This window comes from Polynucleobacter nymphae, assembly GCF_018882155.1.
GTDB classification, from domain to species: domain Bacteria; phylum Pseudomonadota; class Gammaproteobacteria; order Burkholderiales; family Burkholderiaceae; genus Polynucleobacter; species Polynucleobacter nymphae.
On the sequence record NZ_JACVPA010000001.1, the window covers coordinates 322,050 to 346,520 of the forward strand.

27 protein-coding genes are annotated in these 24,471 nt (G+C 46.1%); 2 read left to right on the forward strand and 25 right to left on the reverse strand.

Annotation, left to right across the window (positions count from 1 at the left end; translation table 11 throughout):
* Window positions 1-7: 7 nt before the first annotated feature.
* The 6 genes from soxA to ICN29_RS01705 all read right to left on the reverse strand — a co-directional run bounded on the left by soxA (window position 8) and on the right by ICN29_RS01705 (window position 4,613).
* Complete coding sequence (soxA, locus tag ICN29_RS01680) at window positions 8-823, reverse strand: sulfur oxidation c-type cytochrome SoxA (protein WP_216129097.1); 816 nt, start codon at window positions 821-823, stop codon at window positions 8-10.
* A gap of 44 nt (window positions 824-867) precedes the next feature.
* Complete coding sequence (gene soxZ, locus ICN29_RS01685) at window positions 868-1,176, reverse strand: thiosulfate oxidation carrier complex protein SoxZ (protein ID WP_087909856.1); 309 nt, start codon at window positions 1,174-1,176, stop codon at window positions 868-870.
* A gap of 56 nt (window positions 1,177-1,232) precedes the next feature.
* Window positions 1,233-1,685, reverse strand: a complete 453-nt coding sequence (gene soxY, locus ICN29_RS01690) for a thiosulfate oxidation carrier protein SoxY (RefSeq protein ID WP_216129099.1) — start codon at window positions 1,683-1,685, stop codon at window positions 1,233-1,235.
* An 81-nt stretch (window positions 1,686-1,766) separates the two neighbouring features.
* Window positions 1,767-2,861: a c-type cytochrome gene (locus ICN29_RS01695; RefSeq protein WP_216129101.1), complete on the reverse strand. Its 1,095-nt coding sequence runs from the start codon at window positions 2,859-2,861 to the stop codon at window positions 1,767-1,769.
* Window positions 2,845-4,245, reverse strand: coding sequence for a sulfite dehydrogenase (gene soxC, locus ICN29_RS01700; RefSeq protein WP_216129103.1), 1,401 nt, complete (start codon window positions 4,243-4,245; stop codon window positions 2,845-2,847). The genes ICN29_RS01695 and soxC overlap by 17 nt, the downstream gene beginning before the upstream one ends.
* 32 nt (window positions 4,246-4,277) lie before the next feature.
* Window positions 4,278-4,613 (reverse strand): ArsR/SmtB family transcription factor, encoded by a 336-nt coding sequence (locus tag ICN29_RS01705; protein ID WP_216129105.1) that lies wholly within the window; start codon window positions 4,611-4,613, stop codon window positions 4,278-4,280.
* A gap of 112 nt (window positions 4,614-4,725) precedes the next feature.
* Between ICN29_RS01705 and modB the strand changes: the two genes are divergently transcribed.
* A complete protein-coding gene (gene modB / locus ICN29_RS01710; protein WP_369411616.1) occupies window positions 4,726-5,373 on the forward strand; it encodes a molybdate ABC transporter permease subunit in 648 nt (215 codons plus the stop codon).
* Window positions 5,373-6,479 (forward strand): ABC transporter ATP-binding protein, encoded by a 1,107-nt coding sequence (locus ICN29_RS01715; RefSeq protein WP_216129110.1) that lies wholly within the window; start codon window positions 5,373-5,375, stop codon window positions 6,477-6,479. The genes modB and ICN29_RS01715 overlap by 1 nt, the downstream gene beginning before the upstream one ends.
* Here ICN29_RS01715 and ICN29_RS01720 read toward each other — a convergent pair.
* The 19 genes from ICN29_RS01720 to leuC all read right to left on the reverse strand — a co-directional run bounded on the left by ICN29_RS01720 (window position 6,469) and on the right by leuC (window position 24,454).
* Entirely contained in the window at window positions 6,469-7,137 is a 669-nt protein-coding gene (locus ICN29_RS01720; RefSeq protein ID WP_369411617.1) for a class I SAM-dependent methyltransferase, read from the reverse strand. The genes ICN29_RS01715 and ICN29_RS01720 overlap by 11 nt on opposite strands.
* Entirely contained in the window at window positions 7,109-8,317 is a 1,209-nt protein-coding gene (locus ICN29_RS01725) for an O-succinylhomoserine sulfhydrylase (protein ID WP_216129112.1), read from the reverse strand. The genes ICN29_RS01720 and ICN29_RS01725 overlap by 29 nt, the downstream gene beginning before the upstream one ends.
* Before the next feature lie 60 nt (window positions 8,318-8,377).
* Window positions 8,378-9,916, reverse strand: coding sequence for an amidophosphoribosyltransferase (gene purF, locus ICN29_RS01730; protein ID WP_216129114.1), 1,539 nt, complete (start codon window positions 9,914-9,916; stop codon window positions 8,378-8,380).
* Window positions 9,917-9,920: 4 nt separating this feature from the next.
* Window positions 9,921-10,487, reverse strand: a complete 567-nt coding sequence (locus ICN29_RS01735; protein ID WP_216129116.1) for a CvpA family protein — start codon at window positions 10,485-10,487, stop codon at window positions 9,921-9,923.
* On the reverse strand, window positions 10,487-11,254 hold the full coding sequence (locus ICN29_RS01740) for an SPOR domain-containing protein (RefSeq protein WP_216129118.1): 768 nt from the start codon (window positions 11,252-11,254) through the stop codon (window positions 10,487-10,489). The genes ICN29_RS01735 and ICN29_RS01740 overlap by 1 nt, the downstream gene beginning before the upstream one ends.
* Before the next feature lie 3 nt (window positions 11,255-11,257).
* A complete protein-coding gene (gene folC / locus ICN29_RS01745) occupies window positions 11,258-12,583 on the reverse strand; it encodes a bifunctional tetrahydrofolate synthase/dihydrofolate synthase (RefSeq protein WP_216129120.1) in 1,326 nt (441 codons plus the stop codon).
* Between the two features lie 4 nt (window positions 12,584-12,587).
* Entirely contained in the window at window positions 12,588-13,475 is an 888-nt protein-coding gene (gene accD, locus ICN29_RS01750) for an acetyl-CoA carboxylase, carboxyltransferase subunit beta (RefSeq protein ID WP_216129122.1), read from the reverse strand.
* 3 nt (window positions 13,476-13,478) lie between these two features.
* On the reverse strand, window positions 13,479-14,276 hold the full coding sequence (gene trpA, locus ICN29_RS01755; RefSeq protein WP_216129124.1) for a tryptophan synthase subunit alpha: 798 nt from the start codon (window positions 14,274-14,276) through the stop codon (window positions 13,479-13,481).
* A 9-nt stretch (window positions 14,277-14,285) separates the two neighbouring features.
* Complete coding sequence (trpB, locus tag ICN29_RS01760) at window positions 14,286-15,479, reverse strand: tryptophan synthase subunit beta (protein ID WP_216129126.1); 1,194 nt, start codon at window positions 15,477-15,479, stop codon at window positions 14,286-14,288.
* Between the two features lie 30 nt (window positions 15,480-15,509).
* On the reverse strand, window positions 15,510-16,187 hold the full coding sequence (locus tag ICN29_RS01765) for a phosphoribosylanthranilate isomerase (RefSeq protein WP_216129128.1): 678 nt from the start codon (window positions 16,185-16,187) through the stop codon (window positions 15,510-15,512).
* Between the two features lie 33 nt (window positions 16,188-16,220).
* Complete coding sequence (locus ICN29_RS01770; protein WP_216129130.1) at window positions 16,221-17,147, reverse strand: M23 family metallopeptidase; 927 nt, start codon at window positions 17,145-17,147, stop codon at window positions 16,221-16,223.
* Between the two features lie 9 nt (window positions 17,148-17,156).
* Window positions 17,157-17,594 (reverse strand): bactofilin family protein, encoded by a 438-nt coding sequence (locus tag ICN29_RS01775; protein WP_216129132.1) that lies wholly within the window; start codon window positions 17,592-17,594, stop codon window positions 17,157-17,159.
* A 106-nt stretch (window positions 17,595-17,700) separates the two neighbouring features.
* Window positions 17,701-18,516, reverse strand: a complete 816-nt coding sequence (gene truA / locus ICN29_RS01780) for a tRNA pseudouridine(38-40) synthase TruA (RefSeq protein ID WP_216129135.1) — start codon at window positions 18,514-18,516, stop codon at window positions 17,701-17,703.
* Between the two features lie 18 nt (window positions 18,517-18,534).
* On the reverse strand, window positions 18,535-19,881 hold the full coding sequence (locus tag ICN29_RS01785; RefSeq protein ID WP_216129137.1) for a FimV/HubP family polar landmark protein: 1,347 nt from the start codon (window positions 19,879-19,881) through the stop codon (window positions 18,535-18,537).
* Window positions 19,881-21,038 carry an aspartate-semialdehyde dehydrogenase gene (gene asd, locus ICN29_RS01790; RefSeq protein ID WP_216129139.1) on the reverse strand — a complete coding sequence of 386 codons (1,158 nt, stop codon included), beginning with the start codon at window positions 21,036-21,038 and terminating at the stop codon, window positions 19,881-19,883. Before asd ends, ICN29_RS01785 begins: the two co-directional genes overlap by 1 nt.
* Before the next feature lie 32 nt (window positions 21,039-21,070).
* Entirely contained in the window at window positions 21,071-22,141 is a 1,071-nt protein-coding gene (gene leuB / locus ICN29_RS01795) for a 3-isopropylmalate dehydrogenase (protein ID WP_216129141.1), read from the reverse strand.
* Between the two features lie 21 nt (window positions 22,142-22,162).
* Complete coding sequence (gene leuD / locus ICN29_RS01800) at window positions 22,163-22,810, reverse strand: 3-isopropylmalate dehydratase small subunit (protein WP_216129143.1); 648 nt, start codon at window positions 22,808-22,810, stop codon at window positions 22,163-22,165.
* An 18-nt stretch (window positions 22,811-22,828) separates the two neighbouring features.
* Window positions 22,829-23,032, reverse strand: a complete 204-nt coding sequence (locus ICN29_RS01805) for a hypothetical protein (protein WP_216129145.1) — start codon at window positions 23,030-23,032, stop codon at window positions 22,829-22,831.
* Between the two features lie 12 nt (window positions 23,033-23,044).
* Window positions 23,045-24,454, reverse strand: coding sequence for a 3-isopropylmalate dehydratase large subunit (leuC, locus tag ICN29_RS01810; protein ID WP_216129147.1), 1,410 nt, complete (start codon window positions 24,452-24,454; stop codon window positions 23,045-23,047).
* Between the last annotated feature and the right edge of the window lie 17 nt (window positions 24,455-24,471).

Sequence of the window (24,471 nt, forward strand, 5' to 3'; positions counted from 1 at the left end):
TTATCCGTTAACGCTTCAAACCAGGGGTTTCAACAGTGCCGCCATTGGCATTCTTTGCCATATACATAGATAAGGCCAAAGTGAGATCAGAGCCATATATTGGGAATGGGAAGCGTTGCTGACGAAAGCAATCATTCAAACGCTGCTGCATTGTCCAAAACTGTCCACTAGAGACGCGATATGCTGGCCAATATCCCCAAGCTAGAGCTGCGCCTTTTTGGGTGGTGATATTCGGTAGATCTTGCAAACGAATCCGCTTGCCATCTTCAGCGTGGCAAGAAGCACATGAGAAATCCATCGGTCCGCCCTGGAAAAAGAATGCCCGCTTACCAAGCTCATACATTTCTTTTTCTTTAGGATGATTCGTGCTCACCTTGATCTTGTCACCCTTAGATAGCGTGACTACGTAAGCAACAATAGCTTCCATATCCTTCTTGGGCCCCTTTTGAAAAGGCGCGTCAATCATTTCCTGAGGATCGCGACCCTGCAACACTTGCATGCAAGTCATCAAACGAGATTCTAGGTCTTGAACTTTATTGGTATCTTTAAAGTAGCGTGGTAATTGTGCCGCTGCACCTTTGACGACTCCAGGCCCCAAACCTAAATCACACTTTTCAAGCGTAGCGCTCTTAGGACCAGCGGGTTTTTTCCACAGCTCTTCACCTGCAGCCTCATATAGCTCGGAAGGGTTGCCATCTGCAATCATCTCGCGATACTTCGCAATCTCGTCTGTTGCACTATTTTGTGCCAATACAGATGATGACACCGTTAATAAAGCAGCCAATACACCAAAGGCTAGTCCTAAAGTCAATTTACGCTGCATTTGTAACCCTTTCAAAACCATCGAGGCGGTGAAAATTACTGATCTTATGAAGCGGTTGCTTCATCGGTACGCTTATCACCCTTGCTATCTACCCAACTCACAACAATCTTATCGCCTTTAGCGCCTTTGTATTTGAAGTTCAAGAATGGGTCCTTAGAAACTGCTGGGCCAAACTGACCGTTCAATACATCTTTACCATTTGCTTTGACATTAATTGTGCTGATGAACCATGCAGGAATGGTTTTACCGGCAGCATCTTTACGCTGACCAGATTCCATATCGTGCTTCATCAAAATTTTTACATCCACAATTCCACCGTTCTCAGCAGCTCTTACGCGCATTGGATCAGCCATGTTTTCCTCTTGTAATCTAGTTATTCGTTAATAGTATTCATTTGGGCCTGGGGTAATTAACCACCACAACCACCTAAAGTCACTTTGATTTCTTTCACTGCCATGCTCCATTTGCCATCAGCTTTTACTAGGCCATATACATTAGAGGTTTGACCCATCTTGATACGGGTAGTCACAAATGGCTCTGTGCCAGCAGGGATAAAGAATTGCGCGGCTAAAGTACTTGGGTTTTTCTCAACCAAGATAGCCATCTGTTCGGCTTTAAGGCTAGTTGTAATTCCCACTGGAACTACTGCGCCATTTTCTGCAATATCAGGGGCATTCAAAGTAACGGCGGCTGATTTTTCTGGGCTACCTGAACCCAAGAGCTTAAATACATCATCAAGACTCTTACCTTCAAAAGCGGCTTTATTCCACTCTTGCGCTTGGGCTACGCTAATAAGACCCGCAGAAGCCATCAAACCAAAAACGGCTGAATATTTCAATAAACTGCGTCGCTGCTGATTCATAAAAACTCCTTTAATAATCTCTTACTGTGAATATATTATCTACTTTCCCATAAGGCATGCTGGTAATTACTGTGGTGGCCATTATTTGCCACCTGAAAGCACCCAAGCCACTAAAGTCTTACGATCTTCGTCCGATAACTGAGACTGTGGTGGCATCGGAATCGCACCCCACACCCCTGAACCGCCATTTTTGACCTTAGCCATGAGCTTATCTTGCGCCCCGCTTTGGCCTTGATATTTCGCTGCAATAGCTGCTATGGATGGGCCTACCAACTTCGCATTAGGCGCATGACAAGCAGAGCAGTTCTCGTTCTTAAATAGCGCTGCGGGACCTTTTGTATTAGCAGCATGAGTCTCAGAAGCATGTGCTAAGCCTTCCCCAGTAGATCCAGGAAGCTTAGCAATTGGGGGTTTAGTTGAGTCTGAGCCTCGGTATGGGCCATATAAGCGATTTTGCTCTGCAATATTCCCATGGGCATCTCTAGCAAAGTCAGGCAAGGTAGAGCCGATTTGCACAAACTTGACGCAATTAGTCATGCAGGCCTGTGAGTTCACATCAGGTTTGCCGTTCACACTCCAAAAGCCATGATTTCGAGTCATGCCGTTTCGGTTGGGCATTTTTTTCTGAACCTCTGCGATATTGGCATTACTCAAGACAAAGTCATCAGGAACGATTTCACCCAGACTCAAAATAAATGCAACTAGAGCATAGGTGTCATCTGGCGTTAATGATCTTGGAGCATTCCAAGGCATTGCACGATAGATGTAATCCCACAGAGTGGAAACTGTGGGGACTTTCATCAACGTTGTGCGTTGAGGTTGCTTGCGATCAGCCAATGAAGCAACTCTGCCAGTCTTAATATCATCGGCAGTCGTTCCGCCTGCGATTGGTGTAAAGATCTCGTTTGACTCACCAAATACACCATGACAACTAGCGCATTTCGATTCCCAGATGATTTGACCCTGGGCAACGGAACCGGATCCGCTTGGCAGACCTTTAAAATCTGGGCGCACATCAATATCCCACGCGATTACTTCAGTCGGTGTGGCATTGCGACCAATTCCAGGAAACTTAGGGCCTTGAGTACTTTGTGCGCTTTGCGCATAAGTAAGCTGAGCGGAAAATACTACTAGGCTTAAAAGTACTAGACGAGATAATTTATCCAACCTGAACATTGCTCACCTCGCCGTTTGAGTCAAGCTTCCAAGACTGAATTGCATTGTTGTGATAAATCGAGCGATTACCCCGAACATCTCGCAGCATCTTGATAGATGGTTGTACATATCCCGTGTCATCAATTGCTCTGGATTGCAAAATTGCAGGTGATCCATCCCAAACCCAATCAATATTGAATCGAGTGATGGATTTAGTCAGAATTGGCGTCTCTAAACGGGCGGTACGCCAGTTATTACCGCCATCAAATGAAACATCTACGCGTTTGATCTTGCCTCGCCCTGACCAAGCCATGCCGCTGACGTTATAGAAACCTTTATCTAGTAATTGCTGACCACCTGATGGCGTAGTAATAACGGATTTACATTCCTGAATGGATGCATATTGACGATGCATACCATCTGGCATCAACTCAATATAGTGAACTGCTTCATCTTTACTATTCCATGGCATGTCACCTACTTCAAGACGACGTAACCACTTGACCCAGCTTACACCCTGCACACCTGGTACTACCAGGCGTAATGGAAAGCCGTTTTCAGGACGCAGCATCTCGCCATTCATACTCCAGGCAACGATTGTGTCGTCTAAGCAGCTTTCTAGATTAATGGTGCGGGTCATGCCCGAGCCATCACCGCCCTCAGCAAGCAGGAACTTACCTTTTTTCAGATCAGCGCCGCATTCTTCAAGTAATACTTTGAGGGGTACGCCTGTAAATTCGCAGCAAGACAACATGCCATGGGTGTACTGCACTGTTGGCACAGCCACGTTGCCCCACTCTAGACCGGTATTAGCGCCGCACTCAATAAAGTGTGTGCGTGAGACTGAGGGTAATCTCATTAAGTCGTTCATCGTAAAGACACGGGCATTTTTTACTAAGCCATTCACCATCAAGCGATGGGTCTCTGGATTGAGGTTGTACCAACCCTGATGATGACGCTCGAAGTGCAAACCGTTTGGAGTAATCGTTCCAAATAAACCTTGTAAGGGTGTAAAGGCAACTGAAGATGCCGATACACGGGTTAAACCTGGTGATTCACGACGGATCAAATTGGCTTCATAAATCGAGGGGACGCCATATGGCATCGTGGCAACGTTCTTGCCCAAAGTAGTTTGCCATTCCTGTTTTTCCAAGATTGCTGGATCGCCTTCTCCTGCAGCAAATGCCGTTGGTGCTGCAAGGCCTGCAGTAACAGTACCCAGAGCTGAAAAGAATCCTTTGCGCAAAAAGCCACGCCGCGTTTCATCAAGTCCATTGGTATTGATGTCAGCAATCAATTCTTGAGATATGAAATGCTCTGGCGCTTTAACCAGGCGTGCTCTATTGATAGGTTTCTCAACTGCTGAGATATCCTGAGCACTTAATTCAATTTGCTTCTTAGTCATTTGACCTCTAATGAAAAATCATTACTACTTAATTAATGAACGCCTTCAGCAATCTTTGCACAAACAGATTGGCACATCTCTACCGTTGCGTTATCAGCAATTGAGTAATACACCGTAACGCCCTCTTTGCGCCTTAACAAAATTCCAATCTTATGCAATGCCAATAAATGTCTTGAGACATTAGCCTGACTTGTTCCGCACATCTCCATCACTTCCGATACCGATTTTTCTCCAGCACAGACGGCATACATGATTCGAAGACGAGTAGGCTCAGACAGCACACTAAAATAAGCTGCTACCTTAAGAAATACTTTCTCCATCTGCTTGGGAGATAAATTCTTGGTCGCTTTTTGAACCCTGGCTTTCATGAAGTCTCTTTATATGAATATATGCGTATATATGCATATTTAACGATATTCTTTCCTAAGCTCCTATAGAGAAATACCCTAAGACATCAGACGCTACAATCCATTGATGGATATGGATGCCATTCTTCTTTCTTTAAAGCTTGCCTTATGGACTCTCGTCCTCATTCTGCCTTTTGGCATCTGGGTTGCCCATAGGCTCCAAAAGGCAGGTAAAAGCAAGTCGTGGATTGAGGCAGGTTTAGCGTTGCCTCTTGTTCTGCCGCCCACGGTCTTGGGTTATTACCTTTTAGTAGGTCTCAGTGGCAAAAGCTTTTTGGGCATTCCACTGGTATTTTCTTTTACGGGCATTCTGATTGCCTCCCTGATCGTCAATTTGCCATTTGCTATCCAACCAATCCAGCGTGCTTTTGAGGCTATAAACCCAGAAATTATTGAGGCTGCCCAAGTCAGCGGGCTCTCTAATTGGCAGATCTTTCGCTTAATAGAATTGCCGCTGGCATGGCGTGGTATCACTAGCGCGGCAGTTCTCACCTTTGCCCACACTCTCGGAGAGTTCGGTGTGATCCTGATGGTCGGGGGCGCTATCCCTGGTGAAACTAAAACGGCATCCATTGCTATTTATGACAAGGTACAAAGTTTTGACACTGCTGGTGCTGGTGTCCTCTCGTTAATCTTATTAGGCACTTCACTGATAGCGATTGCCATTTCCTATGGCGTCTTTGGGCGGCAACCCTCACGGACTCAAGGGCGGGAAAGCTAATGCTCAAGATTAAGCTATCACAAGCAACTCCCAATCCATTGCAACTCAGTCTTGAGTGCACATCCGGGGAGCTTCACGCTTTGGTCGGCCCATCCGGTAGCGGCAAGACAACTGCATTGCGGACGATCGCTGGGCTAAATAATGCAACAACTGGAAGTATTGAATGCAATGGTGAACTTTGGTTTGAGGCCAATGAGATCAATGGCCTTACTACCTCACTTAGTCCTGCTGAGCGCTCTTGCGGATTTTTATTCCAACAATATGCACTCTTCCCACACTTGTCTGCACTGGAGAATGTGTGTATTCCGCTCTATAACTCAATAGTAGGACTTGCAGAACGTCAAGCACAGGCCGGGCAATGGCTTAATCGCATGGGTATCGGCGAACTAGCTCATCGCATGCCCCATCAACTATCAGGGGGTCAACAGCAACGCGTTGCACTCGCAAGAGCCTTGGCAAGATCGCCCAAAATCTTATTATTAGATGAGCCTTTTTCTGCAGTAGATGCTCCAACACGTCAAGGTCTGTATAAAACTTTAGCTGAGCTTCGCAAAGATTTAAATATTCCGATTCTCTTGGTTACTCATGATCTGCGCGAAGCAGATTTATTAGCAGATCGTATTACCGTCATTGATCGAGGGGTTGGCTTGCAAACCGCTCCACCTCAAGTGCTTTTCCAAAGACCCAGAAACTCTCGTGTTGCAGAGCTAGTAGGTATCAATAATAAGTTTAAAGGTGTGTTTACTGAGGGTAAGCTGACATGGGATGGCTGCAATCAAGTATTTGAAGTGATCGATAAGGGCAAGATCCCGCCAAATACTCCGGTTGCCTGGGTTATTCCGGCAGATGGCCTAAGCCTTTATAAGCAATCAAGTGCGACAACTATTGAGGCCCATGTAGAGCAGATCAGCACATTAGGACAAATCGCAGTCATTCAACTTCTACTAAACAATGCTAGCCATACGCTTACCTGGGAAGCTTCAGCGGCAGAAGTAATGCGCTTGGAATTAGAGGTGGGCAAAAATACTCATGTTCAAATTGATGGTGGCAAGATTCACATCATGCCGCTACGCCCCATCAATGATCCACGCCGCTTTACTTCCTAGCGACAAGACCCAATAAAGCAGAGATACCTGCATGTCTCGCACCTTCATTGAGCTCTTTTTCATAGCAGCGTAAATCTAGTATTTGAAATTCTTTTACATGATCTCGAATGATGTTCTCTGTATAGAGGTGATCTTTTAAAGATGGGCCGCCTGTTTTATATTCAAGCTGCTTTAGCGTATAGCCTTGCAATATCAAGATACCGCCAGGTTTTAGGGCTTTATGCGCTTGCTTGAAGATGCGAGCTCGCATTTGTGGTTCAGCAAACTGAATAAAAATCCCAATCACTGCATCATATGTATTTTCTTGCCAGTCAAAGCAATCAGTATCTGATAGTGAATAAGCGATCTCTACTTGATTATCTGTAGCAAACTGCTTTGCCTTTTGTAGGGCGATGTCAGAGACGTCAAAACCAACCACTTGCATGCCTTGCTTGGCTAGCCAAACACCATTTCGGCCTTCGCCATCAGCAATACAAAGAACTTTTTGGTTTGGCTTTAAATAAGTCTTAGCTTGCAGGACGAGATATTCATTTGGCTCTTTACCAAAGATAAATTCTTCTTTATCAAAGCGTTTGTTCCAAAACTCTTTAGCATCATCAAAGTTCAGGTACTCACTTTGATGAACTTGATTATTTTTTGAGTCCGCCAACGAGATCACTCTTTAAATCGTTAATGTTTTCAAGACCAACCGCAATTCGCACTAAGCCGTCAGTAATGCCGGCAGCTTTTCTTGCTTCAGGAGATACCCGGCAATGGGTAGTCGTCGCTGGATTGGTAATCGTTGTGCGTGTATCACCTAGGTTTGCAGTGATTGAGCAGAGCTTCGTTTGATTAATCAATTTAAAGGCTGCCTTCTTGCCACCCTTTAGGGTGAAAGACACAATTGCTCCCCCTGCTTTTTGCTGGCGTTTTGCTAAAGCGTGTTGAGGATGGGATAGGAGGCCAGGATGATATACGCGTTCAACACCAGGCTGCTTTTCTAGCCACTGAGCTAGGGCGAGCGCATTTTGACTCTGTTGCTTCATGCGAAGCTCTAAAGTCTCCAATCCCTTTAGGAATACCCAGGCATTAAATGCAGACAAGGTTGGTCCTGCTGTGCGCACGTAAGGGAATACTTTGCCCATGATGAAATCTTTGCTACCCACAATTGCACCGCCAACCATCCTGCCTTGGCCATCTAAATACTTGGTTGCTGAATGAATCACTACATCAGCACCAAGAGCCAATGGCTTTTGCAAAGCTGGTGTGCAAAAACAGTTATCCACCGCAAATAAGACCTTTGCTTTCTTAGCAATCTTGGAGATGGCTTTAATGTCCGCAATCTCAGTCAAAGGATTAGATGGTGTCTCTAAATAGAAGAGTTTGGTATTTGGCTGAACAGCAGATTGCCATGACTTGGTATCAGCCAAATCAACATAAGTTGTTGTAATCCCAAAGCGACCCAAAATATTGGTAAACAACTGAACTGTTGCACCAAACACTGAGCGGGAGCAAACTACATGGTCACCCGCTTGCAGATGCGCCATTGCCATTGTCAAAATAGCGGACATACCTGATGCAGTTGCAATACAAGCTTCACCACCTTCTAGAGCAGCCAAGCGATCCTGGAACATGCTGACAGTGGGATTGGTAAAGCGAGAATAAATAAAGCCTTGATCTGCATGGGCAAAACCATCAGCAGCTAATTCAGCACTATCAAAGCAAAAGCTTGAAGTCAGAAACATCGCCTCTGAATGTTCTTGATATTCAGCGGTACGACGAGTGCCAGCACGGACCGCTAAGGTCTCGAGTGCCAGCTTAGAAAAATCGGGGTTTTTACGTATGGTTTTGCTTTTCATACTGCTATTTTGACACCGAATTGCCCATTTGCCTCGTGTAAGGCAAATTCTTGTCGCTTTTTAGTCTTCGGTGGCCAAATGCAGATGAAGCTGGGAGGTAGCAAAGTCGCTTGAATCACGCTGACGATCCGCTTTAGCTGCAGAGGTATTTCTGGCGGCCTCTAGAGCATCAAGATAGGAATCCGTGATATCCCCAGTGATGTAATTGCCATCAAAGCAGGAGGCCTCAAAGTTCTTAATATTGGGATTAATATCGCGAACCGCCTGCTTCATATCTTCCACACTTTGATAAATCAATTGATCAGCACCAATCATCTTATTGATTTCTTCATCGGTACGACCGTAAGCAACTAGCTCGCTGCGGGTTGGCATATCAATACCGTACACGTTCGGGAAGCGCACAGGTGGTGCTGCTGATGCAAAGATGACTTTCTTGGCACCAGACTCACGCGCCATTTGCACGATCTCAAATGAAGTAGTACCACGCACAATCGAGTCATCCACAATCAACACTGTTTTATCTTTGAACTCGATACGCATGGCATTGAGCTTTTGACGTACTGACTTCTTCCGTACCTCTTGACCAGGCATGATGAAGGTACGACCAATATAGCGATTCTTAAAAAAGCCTTCACGGTAATCTACGCCTAAATTCTTGGCCACCTGCATTGCTGCTGGACGACTTGAATCTGGAATCGGCATCACCACATCGATCTCATCGACATTGGTTACTTTACGAATCTTCTCAGCCAGATAATCACCCATGCGCATCCGCACGTTATAGACAATCACGCCATCAATTGTGGAGTCTGGACGAGCCATATAAACGTATTCAAAAATACAAGGTGTCAGAACAGCGTTAGGCACACATTGACGTGAATAGAAATTGCCATCCAGGTCAATATAAATTGCCTCACCTGGGTTCACATCACGTACAAAGGTAAAACCTAAACCTTCAAGCGCTACTGACTCTGATGTGATCATCCACTCAGGACCTTGCGGTGTATCAATGCGACCAAGGCATAAAGGACGAATACCAAATGGATCGCGGAATGCTAATAAGCCATAACCAGCGATCATAGAAACTACGGCGTAAGAACCTTTGACGCGATTGGTAACCCCAGTAACTGCATTAAACATAGCACTCTCATCTAAAGCAGCACTATTAGTTTCTTTTTGAAGCTCATCAGCCAAGACATTTAATAAGACTTCTGTATCAGAGCTGGTATTAATATGACGACGATCACGGTAAGCCATCTCAACACGCAAGCTTGGTGCATTGGTAAGATTACCGTTGTGCGCCAAAACAATGCCGTATGGAGCGCTGACGTAAAAAGGCTGAGCCTCTTCTTCGCTGCTAGCTGAACCGGCTGTTGGGTAGCGGACTTGACCAATACCAGCATTACCTACCAAGCTGCGCATATTGCGCGTTCTAAATACGTCGCGCACGAGGCCGTTAGCCTTATGCATGGTGAACGAGTTACCGTTCATGGTTGCGATACCAGCTGCATCTTGCCCGCGATGTTGCAAGAGCAACAAAGCATCATAGAGAAGTTGATTTACTGGTGAGTGGGAAATAGCTCCGACGACGCCGCACATATCTCTAGCTTCCTATTGTTAATTTAGGATTAATGGTAGGTGTTACTTTGGGCATTGCATCACCCAATTGCTTAGCCCAGTCGGCTGGTAGCCAACCTTTAATTAAACCCGTTGCCATATCCATGGCCGGTCTTGTGATGGCATTTTTCCAGGCCACACTTTGCGGAATCGGTGTCAATGCGGCTAAGGTTGCCAAAATGACCACAATCAAGCCGCCACGTACTAGACCAAAAACCAATCCCAAGAATCGATCTGTCAGACTTAAACCTGCTGACAAGATCATTTTTTGTACTAGCCCGCCAAATAATCCACAAACAATCAAAGTCAATATAAATAGGATGAGGAAACTGACACCAAGATTAAGCAGCTCGTCTAGATGGAAGGCAGAAAGCCATTCAGTAGCAAGGTAATTTGTATAGTGATAAGCGACCCATGCAGCTGCAAACCAAGATGCTAGAGCGAGGACTTCTTTAAATAAGCCGCGAGAGATACCTACTAAGGCAGACACCAAGAGCACAACTAGGGTGAAATAATCCACCGGTGTTAATTTTAAGGTGGATAAGTATTCCATTACTGTTTACCAGTCTCGACGAGTCTTGGTGATAGACCCATCGCCTTAATTTTCTTTTCTGCCGCTTCTGCAGAATCTTTATCGGCATAGGGGCCGGCACGAAGAACATAGAGCTTAGTGCCATCGCTACCATTTTTATTCAACACGTAGTTTGGAATCTTTTGCTCTTTGAGTTTTGCAATCCAGCCATTAGCGCGCTCTTCTGAAGCAAATGCACCAATCTGAATGACATATTTTCCTGAGCCGCTAGCTGCAGTATTAGTGGCGCTGTTACTAGCTCCATTAGTGGGGGCAGCAACAATTTCTTCTCCAGCAGCTAAGCCCAATCCGGGAGCTTTGTTAGGAGGAGGTGTTGGCTTGGATTCAACTTTAGCCTCTACCTTTGGCTCTGGAGCAGGTACAACTTTAGGAGCTTCTTTTATAGGCTCCGCAACTACTTTAGGCTTATCTTCAGGCTTTGCATCAGTACCTGGAATGGGTAAGCTGGTCACGATATTGACAGCGATATCGTTGGGGGCTAATTTAGGACTGTTATCCAAAATACGCGGTAGACCAACTACGGCGATGAGGACTAATACAGCAGCACCAATCAGACGGTGGCGCGCTCTTTGTTGTTCTGGATCTTCTGTAAGGGCAATTTCTTCTGCTTCAGCATTTCGTTGAAAACTGCGTGGGGCTGCACGTTTAGCGGAGCGCCTTCCCACTGAACCTATATCAAGGTCATCAGCCTGTGTTTTTCGCTTAAAGAAGCTCGGTAAACGAATCATGGATCAATGGGCCTGGTTGTTTCGGTAAATCATTACGCCTGCAACGGTATAGAAGGATCCGAAGGTCACAATTCTATCACCCTCACCCGCTTTTGAGAGCGCTTTTTGATACGCTGCAGCAGGGTCTGGGAAGCATTCAATACCGCCATCAGCCCCTTTTTGAGGCTTGACACCCATAGCCTCAAGCCTGTCTGCCAGCGCCTGAGCAGTCGCAGCTCTAGGGGTTGGTAAATCAGTGCAAAACCAGAAATCCACGATATCTAAAAAGGGTTTTATCACCCCATCGATATCTTTATCTGCCATAGCCCCAAAAATAGCGTAGGTATAGGGGTGGTAGCCCATCTTGTCCAATCCTTGAGCCAAAGTAGCGGCGGCATGGGGATTATGGGCCACATCCAGAACTACAGTGGGTTGGCCAGGTAGCACCTGAAATCGCCCAGGCAACTCAACCATGGCAAAGCCATTGCGAATATCCTGCGCACTCACTGGCAAGCGTTGGTGTAAAGCCATCAAGGCCGCAATGACAGCAGAAGCGTTCAGAATCTGATTAGCGCCCCGCAAGGCTGGGTAGCCAAGGCCACTAAAGCGTTTCTGACGACCTGCCCAACCCCATTGCTGCTTATCGCCCTGGAAGTTGTAATCACGACCTTGTAACCAAAGATCACAATCGAGCTTTTCAGCATGATCGATCAAAGATTTCGGAGGAACTGGATCGCCACATACCGCAATTTGCCCTGGACGGAAAATGCCTGCTTTTTCAAAACCAATCGCTTCTCTGGTGCTTCCCAAGAAATCTGCGTGATCAATGTCAATGCTCGTCACAATGGCGCAATCCGTATCCACAATATTGACAGCATCTAAGCGACCGCCCATACCCACCTCTAATATCACTGCATCCAAATTGGATTGAGAAAAAAGATGCATGATGGCTAAAGTGGTGAATTCAAAATACGTTAAGGTTGGGGCATCAACTAAACTCACGCGCGCTTTTTCAACGGCAGCAAAATACTCCAACAAAAGGCTGTCATTGACATCCTGTCCATTAAGGCGAGCACGCTCATTAAATTTCAGTAAGTGTGGTGAGGTATGACAACCGACTCGATAGCCAGAAGCCAATAAAATACTTTCGAGATAGGCGCAAGTAGAGCCTTTGCCATTAGTACCAGCAACAGTAATCACTGGGCAATCAAAATAGAGATTTAAGGCTGCCTTCACCCGATTGATACGCTCAAGACCCATGTCAATGCCGACAGGATGAGCAGTTTCGAGGTGGCTTAGCCAAGCCTCTAGGCTAGAAAAAAGAACTGGGGTTTGGTGTGCTGTGCTCAAGCGCTTAAACGGCTGCGCTACCCGCAATCGCAGGCTCTGGAAGTTTTTGCAAGAGCGCTAATAGGCGTGCAATCTCACCGCGCATTTGGCGCCGATCAACAATCATGTCAATACCGCCCTTTTGCATCAAGAACTCAGAGCGCTGAAAACCTTCTGGTAATTTTTCACGAACAGTTTGCTCGATCACGCGAGGACCAGCAAAACCAATCAAGGCTTTTGGTTCAGCCATGACTACGTCACCCATAAAGGCGAAGCTTGCAGAAATACCGCCCATGGTTGGGTCAGTCAGAACACTGATATAGGGCAAACCTTTTTTAGACAGCAAAGTCAACATGGAATTGGTCTTAGCCATCTGAAATAATGACAGCAAGCTCTCCTGCATCCGTGCGCCACCAGTTGCAGTAATGCAAATGAAGGCACATTTTTTCGCAATGGCCTCTTGCGCACCGCGAGCAAAACGCTCACCCACTACAGAGCCCATCGAGCCGCCCATGTATTGAAATTCAAAACAGGCCGTAACCACTGGGATCGCTTCAATCTTGCCACCCATCACGATCAAAGCTTCGGTTTCGCCAGAGGCGTCATTGGCTTCTTTAATACGATCTGGATATTTTTTAGAATCTTTAAATTTCAGTGGATCGGTTGGGTAGATATCAGCACCGATTTCATAACGGCCTTTTGGATCAAGCAAGCTATCCAAACGTTGGCGCGCACCAATACGCATGTGATGGCTGCATTTTGGACAAACTGATAAATTGGCTTCAATGTCGGTGCTGTAGAGAACTGTTTCACAACTAGGGCACTTAACCCATAATCCTTCTGGTACTGATTTGCGATTCGCAGGATCAGTATGTTGAATTTGGGGTGGGAGTAATTTATCTATCCAGCTCATTAGTTAACTATCCAATGCATCACGAATCTCACGAATGAAGGTTTCGAGTGATTGTACTGCCTGCCCAGGGGGCGCATCCTCCAAAAGACGAATAATGCGGCTGCCAATGACCACTGCATCGGCGCTCTGAGATACTGCCTTGGCGCTAGCGGCATCGCTAATCCCAAAACCCACAGCAATGGGAATATCCGTCTCTTGACGAATTTTGGGGATGATAGTTGCCACATCTTGGGTATTGAGGTTTGCGCCTCCCGTAACCCCGCGCATGGAGACGTAATAGATATAGCCTGAAGCTATTTTGGCCGCCTCTTTAATCCGTTCGGGAGATGACGTTGGCGCTAATAAGAAAATTGGATCAATGCCTGCAACGCGCATACGCGCTGCAAAATCAACGCACTCTTCAGGCGGGTAATCTACGATCAGTACACCATCAACTCCAGCTGCTTTTGCTTCAGTTGCAAAACGTTCTGCCCCCATTTGCTCAACTGGATTTGCATACCCCATTAAGACCACTGGGGTGTTTGGATCTTGCTTCCGAAATTCCTTCACCATTTCCAAACAAACACGTAATGTAACGCCTTGAGTCAATGCACGCTCTGAAGATCTTTGGATCACTGGACCATCGGCCATTGGGTCAGAGAAAGGTACGCCTAACTCAATCAAACTGGAACCACCTCGCACCAATGCGTGCATCAACTCAACAGTGAACTTTGGATCTGGATCACCTGCAGTAATAAAAGGAATTAATCCTTTTTTACCGCTTGCTTTTAATTCTTTAAAGAGTGCTGTAATTTTGGACATAAACCTTACTTAACCTTCAGAGCCAGTTGCTTGAGCAACGGTATGCATGTCTTTATCACCACGACCAGAAAGATTAACCAAAATAGTTTTGTCTTGAGGCAAAGTCTTAGCGAGCTTACAAGCATAAGCAATCGCATGAGCCGACTCTAGCGCAGGAATGATGCCTTCAATTTGACAGCAATCATGGAAGGCTTTGAGTGCTTCTTCATCAGTAATGGCAACATAGTCAGCGCGACCAGAATCTTTTAACCAAGCATGCTCAGGGCCCACGCCGGGGTAATCCATGCCAGCAGATACCGAATGCGTTTCAGAAATCTGGCCATTCTCATCTTGCAACAAGTAAGTACGATTACCATGCAATACGCCAGGCTTACCAACGCATAGTGCTGCTGAGTGTAAGCCACTACCAAGTCCATGACCTGCAGCTTCCACACCAATCAATTTGACTTCTGGGAAATCAATATAAGGATAAAAAATGCCCATGGCATTTGAGCCACCGCCAACACAAGCTAATACGAAGTCAGGTTGACGACCAGTCATTTCTGGCATTTGTACTTTGCATTCTTCACCAATTACGCTCTGAAAATCTCTCACCATCATTGGATAAGGATGTGGCCCTGCAACAGTACCGATGATGTAGAAAGTATTTTCTACATTAGTAACCCAATCGCGCATGGCTTCATTGAGGGCATCTTTTAAGGTTTTGGTACCTGATTCCACGGGAACCACTTTGGCGCCAAGTAGTTTCATGCGGAAGACATTTTGCGCCTGACGGGCTACGTCAACAGAGCCTTGATAAACCGTGCAGTCTAGACCAAAGCGGGCACAGATGGTTGCTGTAGCAACTCCATGCTGCCCTGCGCCTGTCTCTGCAATGATGCGTGGCTTACCCATGCGCTTAGCCAGCATTGCTTGGCCAATCACATTATTAATCTTATGAGCACCCGTATGGTTTAAGTCTTCGCGTTTGAGATAGATCTGCGCTCCGCCGAGCATTTCACTCCAACGTTTAGCGTGATAAACCGGTGATGGTCTTCCCACGAAGTGTTTGAGCTCGTAATGAAACTCTTCAATAAATTCTGGGTCGAATTGATATTTAGCATAAGCTGCTTTGAGCTCATCTAATGCAAACATCAATGTCTCAGAAACAAACACACCGCCGTAAGGACCAAAGTGTCCTCGTGCATCTGGCTTGTCGTACATAGCTACCTCTTTTGATTTATCTACAGCAAATTATTGGGATGATGATTTCTCATCTGCTGCGCGCACTGCTTTTACAAATTCAGCCATGAGCGCAGGATCTTTAACACCCCTGCTGATTTCTACGCCACTAGAGACGTCAACCGCGCAAGGATGCAGACGAGCAATCGCCTCGCCCACGTTGTGCGTGTTCAATCCACCACTCAAAACGACCCGAGGCGCGTTTTCGCTTACCCATGTCTGTGGAATTCCTTGCCAATCAAAAGGAACGCCTCCGCCACCATAACCCTCGACGAGGGCATCCAGCAGAAAAGCGTTTGCTTGCCTATATTGTATGGAAAATTCGCTAAATGCGAAGCCTTGCCCTATACGGGCCGCTTTTATCCAAGGCTGGCCATCTGCAAGCTCGAAACAGCGCTCTGGGGTCTCGTCCCCATGAAACTGCCATAGGGTGATTGGGGCAGCAGCCCTGATTGCAGCAAATTGCTCGTTTGTAGGATTCACGACTAAACCAACCGCATCCACCCCCGCTGGGAGCCTCGAAATGAGTTGGGCAGCAACATTGGGGCTTACAGCACGCACGCTGGGGGGATAAAAGACAAAGCCGACTGCATCGACCCCAACAGCAACAGCCGCGTCAATATCGGCAGAAGTCTTCAAACCGCAGATTTTGACCCTGGTACGACTCGGAGAGTAAGTTAGTAAGCCCATAAAGCAATGATAAGGCAGGCTACCTGATTAAGGCTATTGCAGGCTTGATTTCCCTAACAACATACTCGAGGGGTCGATCAGCCTTCCTTCCCTCACAACCTCATAGTGAAGATGAGGTCCGGTAGCGCGTCCAGTAGCTCCAACTCTTGCAATAGCTTGGCCCCTTTGCACCCTCACACCTTCCGAGACTAGGAACTCGCTTGCATGAGCATAGCGAGATTGGAAGCGATCGCCATGATCAATCACCAATAGATTTCCATACACAGGGTCTCGCGCAGCTTTAGTAACCACTCCATCGCCAGCAGCAATAATGCTGGTTCCCGTTGGAGCCTGGAAGTCCACCCCTAGATGCTCGCTCCAAGAATTTTTAAAAGGGTCTAGACGTTTTCCAAAACCACTCGATATCGAAATATGTTCTTTGATTGGATACCCTGCAGGCATAGACTCAAGCCAAGCAATTTGATTCTTCCAGTATCCAGAAATCTTATCCAAATAAATATTGTTATGTTTCATATCCTGCAAGGAATCCTGAAGGGCATTCATTAAGCTAGGACTTTCCTTTGAGTGCGATGGGGTAATAAAGGGGCCACCAGAAGGTGCTGGTTTTAGCCTCTCTTTTTGCAATACCGGAGGAGTAGCTAAAGAAGAAAGTTTTTGATTACTTACCTCTAATTCATTAATCTTGGATTGATAGATAAAGATTTGCTTTTCAATATCAGTTAACTTTTGCCGATAAAAAGAGTTGAGATTCTCAAGCTCAACTGCAGTGTGTACATTACCAAGTTGCCTAGCGAGCTGTGGGTTGTATTCAATCGCCATCTGAAATCCCATGTATTGCAAAAACACACCGAGCAATACTAATGAAAAGGCGAAAGCAAAAACGCTAACCAATAAATGCTTTAGCGTGAGATTAATGCGACGTATTTTTCCAACTGGGCCTGATACCCAAAAAATTTGCATAGTGAGGCTCTAAGCAGCCGGACTCTTTTGCATAGCTTGTGCTATTAGAGCTTCTGCAGTATGCGTTGATGAGTCACTATCGGCTTGACGTAATTTCCCATCTATCCTTGCGCCTACTTGTGTGCCCAAGCTTCCATAGGTAATGTCTCCAGTGACAAACGCGGTCTCCAATAACTCTACTCGATCAGAGGAGAATATATTGCCACGTAAGATGCCGGATACGATGACATGCTTTGCCCTAATGTCGCCAGTAACAGTAGCACCCTTTGCAATTGCAACCGTAGCCTCATGCTCATCGTCTTGCAAAATATTGCCGTTGACAACGCCATCAATTCGCACGCTGTTACGTAACAATAAATTTCCATCAACCCTGAGGCTTGCGCCTATGATGGTCTCAAAACTTTCGACTGATTTACCGAGATTCTTGTTTGCTTTGGAATTGAACATGAGGTCACCTTTTTGCTTAGAAGCAGGATCATCTCAAAATTCTAGGGATATGCCAATTGCCCAAGAGCTAATCACTCAATCTAGGGGTTTTAGGCGCTGTTTTGACCTAAAACTGAGGGAGCCAGGAGTTGTCCAGCCAAGGTGCTGGAATAGCAAATTCTTCTGGATATGAAACTTTGACCAAATAGAGGCCATCAGCCATAAATGTGGGGGCCGCCATCTTTCTGTCTTTAGCGGCCAAGACCTCGGCCATCCATTTTGATTCTTGTCTGCCTTGGCCAATCTGCAAAAAACATCCCACTAAATTACGCACCATATGTTGTAAGAAAGCATTGCCCCGAATCCGAAAATACAACCATGGTCCATCAGAAATCATGTCTATGGCGTATATTGTTTTGACTGGTGTCTTGCTCTGACATTCAGAAGATCTGAATGAGCTGAAATCATGCTCGCCAATCAAACACTCAACTGAATTCTTCATGGCAGAAATATCAAGCTGCTGATTGGGTGGCAGCATTAAATAGCCTGCACGGGTATGAACCATTGGTGAGCGAGAAGGTCCCGCATGTAGAGCGTAGATATAGGTACGCTCAAATGCGGAGAATCGAGCGCTAAAAGTATCGGGAACAGGCTTAGCCCAATTAACCACAATCGATGGTGGCAAAAATGAATTCACCCCTCTAACCCATGAGAAATCTTCACGCTCTACATTGGTATCAAAGTGAATCACTTGTCCTAATGCATGAACACCAGCATCCGTCCTGCCTGCAGTAATCGTTTTAATCGGAAAGTCTTTAGAGGACTCGCCAACAAAGGCTGTAATTGCTTTCTCCAGCTCATCTTGAACTGAATTTTGATTGACTTGTGTTTGCCAGCCAGAGTATGGGCTGCCGTCATACTGAAGACCAAGGGCTATACGCATTGCAATACCCCCATGGACTTAGGCATTACGGTGCGAGAGCTCCGCCAGCAAGCCTTGAGCTTCGATCGTGATGGTGCGATCAACTGAATTACTGACCCGCAGTACTTCTTCTAAGGATTTCTTGGCGGCAGAAAAATCTTCGATTGTGATGTAAGCGCGTGCTAGATTCAATTTAACGCGTAGTGTCTCTGCCAAGGGATTAGAGGCAGCAGCCGTGGCAGCTGAGGCCGGCTTAGAAAGCTCTAAATCAATCCCAGAAAATAATGCTTTGGCACGCTCAGGCATTTCAAAATGAGTACTCGTGGGTTTATCTGGTGTCTTGAAGTGAGTCAGCTCAGAACGGCGAGCATTACGAGCAAAGCCCCATAGCAGTAAACCAGTTAATGCAATAAAAGCAATCCCCAGAACGGCTGGTCCAAATCCACCCAATCCAAAATTATTTTCAACTGCTTTTTTCTCCTTCGATTTATCCAGGAGGCGCTGAAGGTCAGCAACATTCTTTTCTAACTCAGCAACTCGCACCTTCGCTTGCTCTAGCTGCTTTTCTTGGGCAACAAGCTCTTCGGTATAGCGACGCTCTTGTTCATTCCCATCAGCACTAGAACCAATCTTGAGGCGATCTTTTGGAGCGGATTCATCAGTCTTTATATTGCCAGACTTCGATTGGCTTTGTGACCCGTTGCTACCCTGCTCTGCATGCCACTGTGCATTAGACTCAGCTACAAATTGGTTGGCTTCTGCCGGACTAATTGAGCGCAAAAGTGCTTGGCTGGGCTTATTAAGTTCAGCGCCTGCTGCTAAACGGTTAATGCTACCGCTGGCAAAGGCATCTGGATTGGCTTTATACAAAGCCATCATGGTTTGATCTAAAGTAGCACCGTCTAATTGCGGCGCCATCATGGCAGCAATTTCTGAGAGGGTTTGACCAGGCTTGACGAGCACCTTTTGCGCATCACCTAAAAGTAAAGTAAATGTTTTGGTAATGCTGCCACTAGACCAATTGAGATTGACTAATAGATCTACAAAAGGATCTTCAGTTGCTGGAATAGCATTGACCGTTTCTACCAAGACGACCAATTGCTCCTGAGAATTACGATAAATCGATAGCTGGGGATTGAGGTCCAAAATCTTCTGAGAGATCCCAAGGCGCTCATAGGAGGTCTTGGGTAAGGTACCTGCTTTTAAACTGGCTAAAGCAGCCTGCTCATCAGCCCCAAGCCGAATCGGAATCTCCACCCGCAAAGGCTCTCCAGATTTAGATAGCAATGCAGGTGAGCCTAAAGAAATTGCCCAAGCTGCACAAGACCAACTAAGCCAAACAAAACAAAGTGCTTTTAAAAAGCGAAGTTGATAACCTCGTGACATTATTTTTCGAGCAAGATTCTGAGCATACGGCGCAACGGTTCCGCAGCGCCCCATAACAGTTGATCGCCTACGGTAAATGCGCCGAGATACTCTGGGCCCATCGCTAATTTATGCAAGCGACCAATCGGTACAGTCATCGTGCCACTGACCGCCGCTGGTGATAATTCACGCTCAGTCATTTCGCGGTCATTCGGAACCACTTTGACCCACTGGTTACCGTTTGCCAAAATAGCTTCAATTTCCTTTAATGGAATATCTTTCTTCAACTTCACAGTTAAACCTTGTGAGTGGCAACGCATCGCACCAACACGCACGCAGATACCATCAATGGGAATACTGCCTGGAGTACGGAATGCAGGATGTCCAAGAATCTTATTGAACTCAGAACCGCCCTTCCACTCTTCTTTTGTTTGACCATGCTCAACAGGAACATCGATCCAAGGAATCACGCTACCAGCCAATGCGGTGTTACGGAAGTTTTGTTTCGGGAAATCAGCTGAGCGCAGTGTTTCAGTTACTTTGCGATCAATATCTAAAATCCAAGATGAAGGATCTGCTAATTCGGTAGCGACACTGTCATGCAAAGCCCCCATTTGCAGAAGTAATTCGCGCATATTCTGTGCCCCAGCGCCAGATGCTGCTTGGTAGGTCATCGCACTAATCCACTCAACCAAATCGGCCTTCACCAAACCACCCATCGCCATCATCATCAAGCTCACGGTGCAATTAGCGCCAATCCAATTCTTACCCCCAGCGGCCAATGCCTTATCAATCACAGACCGATTGATCGGATCTAAGACTAATACGGCATTATCTTTCATACGCAAAGCACTAGCAGCGTCAATCCAGTGGCCGTTCCAACCGGCTGCTCGCAGCTTTGGGAAAACCGCATTGGTGTAGTCGCCACCTTGGCAAGTGAGAATGATGTCGCAGCGTGACAAGGCCTTAATGTCATTCGCATCTTGCAAAGCGCTTTCGGTCTTGCTGACTTTTTTACCATTAATCAGCGGTACTTGGCCGCCTACTTGGCTGGTACTAAAAAATACTGGCTCGATTAAATCAAAATCTTTTTCGGCCAGCATTCTGTCCATGAGAACGCTACCGACCATACCGCGCCAGCCAACTAAACCTACCAATGGTGTTTTTGTGTTTGCCATGATGAACTATTTAATGAATTTTTAATTTCGATTTAAGAGAGTGCTGCTACAACAGCGTCACCCATTTGTACGGTAGAGACCTTTTGGGTACCTTCGGTATAAATATCAGCAGTACGTAAGCCTTGCGCTAATACTTTTTGCACAGCCTTTTCAATTCGATCTGCCTCAGCAGGCATCCCTAATGAATAGCGCAGCATCATTGCTGCGGACAAAATGGTCGCCAATGGATTAGCAATCCCTTTGCCGGCAATATCCGGTGCAGAACCATGGCTTGGCTCATACAAGCCTTTGTTGTTCTTATCTAAAGATGCTGAAGGCAACATACCAATCGAGCCGGTTAACATCGCAGCCTCATCCGACAAAATATCGCCGAATAAGTTACCAGTAACAACCACATCAAATGCCTTAGGGGCCTTGACTAGCTGCATTGCTGCGTTATCCACATACATATGGGATAACTCAACATCTGGATATTCTTTGGAGATCCGAATCATCACTTCGCGCCAAAGCTGTGATGTTTCTAAAACATTCGCCTTATCAACACTGCATACTTTTTTGCCACGTTTACGGGCTGCTTCAAAGGCAACTCGGCCAATACGTTCCACTTCAGGCTCGCTATAGTGCATGGTGTCAAAACCTTCACGGGCACCTTTAAATAATGGCAACTCTGAAGTACGAATGCCACGGGGTTGACCAAAATAAATGTCGCCGTTTAATTCACGGACGATCAAAATATCTAATCCGCCGATAATTTCTGGCTTGAGACTAGATGCAGCCGTAAGCTCTGGGTAGCAAATCGCCGGCCTGAAGTTGGCAAATAACTCTAAGTGTTTGCGCAAACCCAAAATAGCCTGCTCTGGACGTAGTTCGCGCGCAAGCGTGTCATATTTCCAATCACCCACAGCGCCAAATAAAATAGCATCTGCCTTTTTGGCTAACTCTAAAGTTGCTGGTGGCAAAGGGTGGCCTGCCACATCATAGGCAGCACCACCGACGGGAGCCTCTTCTAATTCAAACTTTGGGCCAAGTGCTTGCAGCACTCGAACGGCTTGAGCAACGATTTCCGGGCCGATACCATCGCCCGGTAGAACTGCAATTTTCATGAAAGGCCCTTAAATCTAAAATTACGGCAATTGTGTCGCAAGCCACGGCATTTTTAGAATGCGTTCAGCTTCATAAGCCTTGATTTTATCTGCATGGCGCAGAGTTAAGCCAATATCGTCTAGACCGTTAAAAAGGCAGTACTTTCTAAAGGGGGCCACTTCAAAGCTATATGCAGTGCCATCAGGAGTCATGACTTGTTGAGCCTCTAGGTCAATAGTCAACTGATAGCCATTGAATGCCATAGTTTCATTGAATAAGTGGTCAACCTGCATTTCTGTCAAAACGATGGGTAAAAGACCGTTTTTGAAGCAGTTATTGTAAAAAATATCGGCAAAGCTAGGAGCAATCACCGTTCTAAAGCCGAATTGATCGAGCGCCCAAGGAGCATGCTCACGTGAACTGCCACAACCAAAGTTTTTGCGGGCCAAAAGAATGCCTGCACCTTTGTATCGAGCCTGATTAAGAATAAATTCTGGATTGATAGGTCGAGTACTGCAATCCTGCCCTGGCTCACCATGGTCTAGGTAACGCCACTCATCAAATAAATTCTGACCAAAACCAGTCTTCTTAATCGACTTCAGAAACTGTTTCGGAATGATGGCGTCGGTATCTACGTTCTCACGATTCAACGGAGCAACTAAACCTTTATATACCGTAAATTTATCCATGATTGTGACTCGTAATATTTACTTCACAGGGGTAACCACAACATCTTTACCCTTAGTTTGTGATTGATTGTTTTGCGGGCTGCTAGAGCCTTCCATTGACTTGCCCATAGACTGCAAGTCTTTGCCCATGCCTTCCACCGTATTAGTGCAAGCAGCAATTACGAAACCTGCAACACCAACAATGGCCAATCTAGTGATTAGAGATACTGGATGGAATTTCATTTCTGCTTACCTTTATGAAATCTTACGGACGTCAACAAAATGACCCTCAATCGCAGCAGCAGCAGCCATTGCAGGACTCACTAAATGGGTTCTGCCGCCATTACCCTGACGGCCTTCAAAATTACGATTCGATGTAGAGGCGCAACGCTCGCCTGGCTCTAAGCGATCAGCATTCATTGCCAAACACATAGAGCAACCCGGTTCACGCCATTCAAAGCCAGCAGCTTTAAAAATACGATCCAAGCCCTCACGCTCCGCCTGGGCTTTTACCAAACCCGAACCAGGAACAACTAAAGCCAATTTCACATTAGCTGCTACTTTTTTACCAAGACGATCAACCACTTTGGCTGCAGCGCGCATATCTTCGATGCGGCTATTCGTACAAGAGCCAATAAATACTTTATCTACTGGGATGCTGCTAAGTGGTGTATTCGGAATCAGATTCATATATTCCAAGGCACGCTCCATTGCAACACGCTTACTAGGATCTCGTTCTTTTTCTGGATCAGGAACAGATTCACTAATAGCCAATACCATTTCTGGTGAAGTACCCCAAGTTACTTGAGGAGCAATTTCTTCAGCGCGTAGTTCGATCACTGCGTCAAACTTGGCATCCGCATCAGAGTGCAAAGTTCTCCAATATTGCAAAGCCTGTAATAGAGCCGGGCCCTTAGGAGCGTATGGGCGGCCTTGAATATATTCAATGGTGGTTTCATCTACAGCCACTAGGCCAGATCTTGCGCCAGCTTCAATTGCCATATTGCAGACGGTCATACGGCCTTCCATCGAGAGATTGCGAATCGCTTCACCCGCAAACTCAATGGTGGAACCCGTACCACCAGCCGTACCAATCTTTCCAATCACAGCAAGAACGATATCTTTAGCCGTTGAGCCTGGCTGTAAGCGTCCATCTATACGTACCAACAAGTTCTTGCTCTTTTTCATCAGCAAAGTTTGAGTTGCCAATACATGCTCGACTTCAGAGGTGCCAATACCAAACGCTAGGGCACCGAATGCACCATGAGTACTAGTATGGGAGTCTCCACACACCACAGTCATGCCAGGCAAAGTAGCGCCCTGCTCTGGTCCGATGACATGAACAATGCCCTGACGAGCATCATTCATTTTGTACTGAGTAATACCAAAAGCATCGCAGTTTTGATCTAGGGTATCTACTTGCAATTTTGAAATGGGATCAATAATGCCTTCAGAACGATCAGTTGTTGGTACGTTGTGGTCTGAGACCGCTAAATTGGCAGAGATGCGCCACACTGGACGGTCAGCCAAATTCAAGCCTTCAAAAGCTTGGGGGCTAGTCACCTCATGCAAGAGATGGCGATCAATATAGATCGTTGCTGTGCCATCCTCTTCAGAGTAAACAACGTGGTCATCCCACAATTTGTCATAAAGCGTACGAGACATAAGTAGCCTTAAATCCT

Coding starts and splice junctions, on each gene's coding strand:
- soxA (WP_216129097.1), bottom strand. CDS start 823: ATGCAGCGTAAATTGACTTTAGGACTAGCCTTTGGTGTATTGGCTGCT.
- soxZ (WP_087909856.1), bottom strand. CDS start 1,176: ATGGCTGATCCAATGCGCGTAAGAGCTGCTGAGAACGGTGGAATTGTG.
- soxY (WP_216129099.1), bottom strand. CDS start 1,685: ATGAATCAGCAGCGACGCAGTTTATTGAAATATTCAGCCGTTTTTGGT.
- ICN29_RS01695 (WP_216129101.1), bottom strand. CDS start 2,861: ATGTTCAGGTTGGATAAATTATCTCGTCTAGTACTTTTAAGCCTAGTA.
- soxC (WP_216129103.1), bottom strand. CDS start 4,245: ATGACTAAGAAGCAAATTGAATTAAGTGCTCAGGATATCTCAGCAGTT.
- ICN29_RS01705 (WP_216129105.1), bottom strand. CDS start 4,613: ATGAAAGCCAGGGTTCAAAAAGCGACCAAGAATTTATCTCCCAAGCAG.
- modB (WP_369411616.1), top strand. CDS start 4,726: ATGGATGCCATTCTTCTTTCTTTAAAGCTTGCCTTATGGACTCTCGTC.
- ICN29_RS01715 (WP_216129110.1), top strand. CDS start 5,373: ATGCTCAAGATTAAGCTATCACAAGCAACTCCCAATCCATTGCAACTC.
- ICN29_RS01725 (WP_216129112.1), bottom strand. CDS start 8,317: ATGAAAAGCAAAACCATACGTAAAAACCCCGATTTTTCTAAGCTGGCA.
- purF (WP_216129114.1), bottom strand. CDS start 9,916: ATGTGCGGCGTCGTCGGAGCTATTTCCCACTCACCAGTAAATCAACTT.
- ICN29_RS01735 (WP_216129116.1), bottom strand. CDS start 10,487: ATGGAATACTTATCCACCTTAAAATTAACACCGGTGGATTATTTCACC.
- ICN29_RS01740 (WP_216129118.1), bottom strand. CDS start 11,254: ATGATTCGTTTACCGAGCTTCTTTAAGCGAAAAACACAGGCTGATGAC.
- accD (WP_216129122.1), bottom strand. CDS start 13,475: ATGAGCTGGATAGATAAATTACTCCCACCCCAAATTCAACATACTGAT.
- trpA (WP_216129124.1), bottom strand. CDS start 14,276: ATGTCCAAAATTACAGCACTCTTTAAAGAATTAAAAGCAAGCGGTAAA.
- trpB (WP_216129126.1), bottom strand. CDS start 15,479: ATGTACGACAAGCCAGATGCACGAGGACACTTTGGTCCTTACGGCGGT.
- ICN29_RS01765 (WP_216129128.1), bottom strand. CDS start 16,187: ATGGGCTTACTAACTTACTCTCCGAGTCGTACCAGGGTCAAAATCTGC.
- ICN29_RS01770 (WP_216129130.1), bottom strand. CDS start 17,147: ATGCAAATTTTTTGGGTATCAGGCCCAGTTGGAAAAATACGTCGCATT.
- ICN29_RS01775 (WP_216129132.1), bottom strand. CDS start 17,594: ATGTTCAATTCCAAAGCAAACAAGAATCTCGGTAAATCAGTCGAAAGT.
- truA (WP_216129135.1), bottom strand. CDS start 18,516: ATGCGTATAGCCCTTGGTCTTCAGTATGACGGCAGCCCATACTCTGGC.
- ICN29_RS01785 (WP_216129137.1), bottom strand. CDS start 19,881: ATGTCACGAGGTTATCAACTTCGCTTTTTAAAAGCACTTTGTTTTGTT.
- asd (WP_216129139.1), bottom strand. CDS start 21,038: ATGGCAAACACAAAAACACCATTGGTAGGTTTAGTTGGCTGGCGCGGT.
- leuB (WP_216129141.1), bottom strand. CDS start 22,141: ATGAAAATTGCAGTTCTACCGGGCGATGGTATCGGCCCGGAAATCGTT.
- leuD (WP_216129143.1), bottom strand. CDS start 22,810: ATGGATAAATTTACGGTATATAAAGGTTTAGTTGCTCCGTTGAATCGT.
- ICN29_RS01805 (WP_216129145.1), bottom strand. CDS start 23,032: ATGAAATTCCATCCAGTATCTCTAATCACTAGATTGGCCATTGTTGGT.
- leuC (WP_216129147.1), bottom strand. CDS start 24,454: ATGTCTCGTACGCTTTATGACAAATTGTGGGATGACCACGTTGTTTAC.